4 protein-coding genes are annotated in these 3776 nt (G+C 41.0%); 2 read left to right on the forward strand and 2 right to left on the reverse strand.

Going from position 1 to position 3776, the window contains the following annotated elements; all coding sequences use genetic code 11:
• Positions 1 to 41 precede the first annotated feature (41 nt).
• Both ACT3SX_RS14335 and ACT3SX_RS14340 read right to left on the reverse strand, forming a co-directional pair.
• Positions 42 to 737, reverse strand: coding sequence for a TerB N-terminal domain-containing protein (locus tag ACT3SX_RS14335; protein ID WP_444518549.1), 696 nt, complete (start codon positions 735 to 737; stop codon positions 42 to 44).
• Positions 738 to 774: 37 nt separating this feature from the next.
• Positions 775 to 1641, reverse strand: a complete 867-nt coding sequence (locus tag ACT3SX_RS14340) for an exonuclease domain-containing protein (RefSeq protein WP_192992414.1) — start codon at positions 1639 to 1641, stop codon at positions 775 to 777.
• A gap of 335 nt (positions 1642 to 1976) precedes the next feature.
• On the opposite strand from ACT3SX_RS14340, the gene ACT3SX_RS14345 reads away from it, so the two are divergent.
• Both ACT3SX_RS14345 and ACT3SX_RS14350 read left to right on the forward strand, forming a co-directional pair.
• On the forward strand, positions 1977 to 2282 hold the full coding sequence (locus ACT3SX_RS14345) for a helix-turn-helix domain-containing protein (RefSeq protein WP_192520902.1): 306 nt from the start codon (positions 1977 to 1979) through the stop codon (positions 2280 to 2282).
• A 4-nt stretch (positions 2283 to 2286) separates the two neighbouring features.
• A complete protein-coding gene (locus tag ACT3SX_RS14350; protein WP_192520901.1) occupies positions 2287 to 3543 on the forward strand; it encodes a type II toxin-antitoxin system HipA family toxin in 1257 nt (418 codons plus the stop codon).
• Positions 3544 to 3776 lie beyond the last annotated feature (233 nt).

Raw genomic sequence — 3776 nt, forward strand, 5'->3', positions numbered from 1 at the left:
GGTCTTTTTTTCACCTTGCATTTGGTATTGCACTTCATGTGTTAATCTAAGAAGTTATAAAAAGAGGACTGCTCGCCATAAATCGTATGCAAACGATACACTTCATTATAGAGGCTAATGAACTCATCGTCAGAGACATTATCTTCACTGATACTTTCAATCACGCGGCGCTCAAGCCCGTTGAAGTAAATAAACACGTAACCGATGGGTATATTAGGATGGGTACGATCTGACGCCAACCAGTCTAAATAAATGCCGCGGCATGCGGGTGAAAGCTGCACGTAAGCTGGCCAGTATCCAAGCGACTCATCACTATAAATGGTGGTCATGCTATGTATGAATTTCGGCGGACTGACTGATAAGCGCTCATCTATTAATGAGGGCTCAATACCATAGCCGACCAATGTATCAAGCTGCGCACCCACATAAATAAATCCCCGTTCAATTGTGCGACCATGAATCGTTATGGACTCGTACTGAGTGACCCAGCGTCCTTTTTTGAGGTTTTGATTTGAGGGTATAATTTGGTCATTTTGACGGCTTGTTAAGTCGTCTGATGAGAGGACAAACGTCGCTAGGTTATCGATATCATCTGAGTCACTGTTATCGTATTGGCTCGTACGACTTGACTGTTTTATATCAGGCGGCAAATCGATAAAAGTGGACTTTGTATCATTGTCCTTGGCATCGTATTTTTCTTTAAACCGTGCCATGACGTTATCAATGAAGTTTTTCATTATCTATGAAGCCCATTATAAAAAACAAAGAATCAAACTATAGTTTTAGTATTTTAAGAAACTCATACTCTGTAATAATACTGATATCACTACCTTCTGCTATCAACGCCTCAGACTTGCGCTGTTTACTGCTTTTATCATGTCCATTTAGTACGGCTAAGTCGGGCGTTCCCACAACCAAGTAATCAAGCTTTTTGGACACACCTGCCTTAACATGGAATCCTTGCTTTGCAGCAATCTCAGTAATTTCGGCCCGCTTTATGGACAGCTCACCTGTAAAACAAATATTTAGTCCAAAAAACCGCCCCTCTTTATTGCCTGCTATCGCTCGATTTTGAGGGAATCGCGGCGGCGTATGTTTGTTTTTTGATTGAGATGAGGCGTCTTGTAACCACTCTGTAATGCAGGCGCTATTTTCTCTAAGAATCGTAGTTGTCACAAAACCGCATGCCTTAGCATCTTCTAAGGCGTCATGATGGTTAAAATCATATCGCCACTCGCGGCACACATTGGCAAGGTTATATCCTGAATCCTTAAAGCGCTGACAAGTATCACGTACCATGCGTGAGGCGTCCACCCATTGCCAAGAAGGTAGCGGTAAATTATGATCATCTAAGCATTTGGTTATCGCTCTTTGATCAAAATCGGTGTAACTGACCACCATATTGTTCCCAACAAACTGAATGATATTGCCATAAATATCAAACATAGACGGCGCGTCTTTAACTTGCATGGTATCGATACCGTGAATGCCTGTATTTACTCGACTAAAGCTAGACGCTGGTCTGATAAAATGACAGTAAGTATCTACCAGCTTACCCTTGATATATTTCGCCATTCCTATTTGGCAAATAGAGCCGACATCTGAGTTAGCAGTTTCCACATCAATAGTCACGAAATTCATCATCTATCCTTGCACAAATGGTATGTAATATATCTGAATCGCTAATAACAGTAAACTAAAATTGATATCCCAACCTATCTGACTGATAAATATGAATAGAGCTCTATTGAAACTCTGACGATAGCCTTGCGACATCTTCTTGCTTCACAAGCGCTATACTTTAAAGGGTTAAAACTATATTTTAATATTTTCCGCATGATTCATGACACTAAAGATGAGTGCTAGAGCAATATAATTTGCTGTCAACTTATTACTTATATACACCATCATTCATATTTGAGTCTTTAAATGCTATAATAGCACTTAAACATCCAATTATGAGCGATTAATATAATATGCGATTTGATTTTTATACGCCAAGTGAGATAGCTGTCATTTTGGGTGAGCGCCTAAAAACGCAGCGATTGGTACTCAATCTAACCCAAGCTACTCTAGCAGAAAAAGCAGGTGTTGGTGTCAGTACAGTGGCTCGCATTGAGTCGGGACAAGGTGGCACGCTAGATAATGTAATCCGGCTTGCCATTGCACTTGGTATGATTAATCATTTTGCCGAATTGTTTGACATCAAACCTAGCAGTATTGAAGACATTATCGCTAAACAAAACCCACGCCTGCGAGCATCAAATAAAGCTAGCGAGTAACGCTATGTACCAACCAATATCTGTTATTAATGTCTATTATAAAGGCTTTGGATCTAAACGTCTTATCGGTCAGCTCACAATGGACGGACGCCGCCCTGTATTTGGCTATGATGCGGCGTGGATTGCTGATGGTTTAGAGATATCGCCTATCGAGATGCCACTACGCAGTGCGCCTTATTATGGCAGTCATGCGTCCAGTCATTATCTTTGCGGTCTGTTGTCAGATAGCTTGCCTGATGGTTGGGGCATGCTGCTGATGGATAGGTTTTTTCGGAAGGTTATGGACAAACCTATACAGCAAATTAATGTTTTAGATCGCTTGGCTTATATTGGCGATTCAGCCATGGGCGCCCTGAGCTTTGAACCTGAGCATGATTTATCTGATGCTATTGATATGCCGGAGCTGACTTTAGCGAAGCTTGCGGCTGCCAATCAAACCATTCTATCGGGTCAAGACAGTGACATATTGGCTGAGCTTATCGTTATTGGCGGCTCCCCTCAGGGCGCTAGACCAAAAGCGTTGGTTTTATATGATGAGGCAAGTGATTTTATCACTACTGATTTAACCCGCGCAAACCCACCGGCAACACCTTGGCTTATCAAGTTCCCTGCTCAGTCTGAGCACAAAAGCGTCTGTCTATTAGAAGCGCTTTACGCTGATATGGCAAAACAAGCAGGTCTTAACATGCCAGCGCATCACTATTTTGATATTAATAACGACTATGCCGCGTTTGGGGTTGAACGTTTTGACCGAATAGGCGATCAGCGCGTGCATACTCATACGCTGGCAGGCTTATTAGACATTGATTTTCGCATCCCATCGCTAGATTATCTGCAGTATTTGCGCTGTGTGCGTATGTTAACTGGGTCACAAGCCGCGGTAGAAGACGGTTTTAGACATGCGGTATTTAATGTGATTTTTAATAATAAAGACGACCATAGCAAAAACTTCTCTTTTATGATGGACAAAGCTGGCAGGTGGTCATTAGCGCCCGTTTATGATCTTGCTTATAACTCAGGAATGAATGGTTATCATCAAATGGATGTGACAGGTGAAGCGAAGCACCCTACTCGATCTGACTTACTGAAACTGGCTAAAGCAGCTGATATTAAGAAAAATAAAGCTCAAACAATGATTGATCAAGTAGCATCAGTCGCTGAAGCGTTTTTAACTATCATTGACAACTATGATATTGAAAAAGAGTTATCAAATAAGGTCGCTTGTGATATAAAAGATAACATTGAGCGGATGGCAAGTTGATGGCGTTATATAAGTTGTTAAATTTGTTGTTAAAATTAATAAAACAAATCCTATAGACCTTATATTTTAAGGATTAAGGTGTATTAGTCGATGCGTGGTGGGCGCACCAATCATTGTATTTAGACATAACCTCGCATTACCTCAAGTCCTTTAAGCTGAACCCTACTATCACTGTTAGCACAAGTAAAAAGCTACGACACATAAATTTGTGTCGTAGCTTTTTACTAAAAAAT

The organism is Psychrobacter sp. AOP31-B2-9, from assembly GCF_052378005.1.
GTDB lineage: Bacteria > Pseudomonadota > Gammaproteobacteria > Pseudomonadales > Moraxellaceae > Psychrobacter.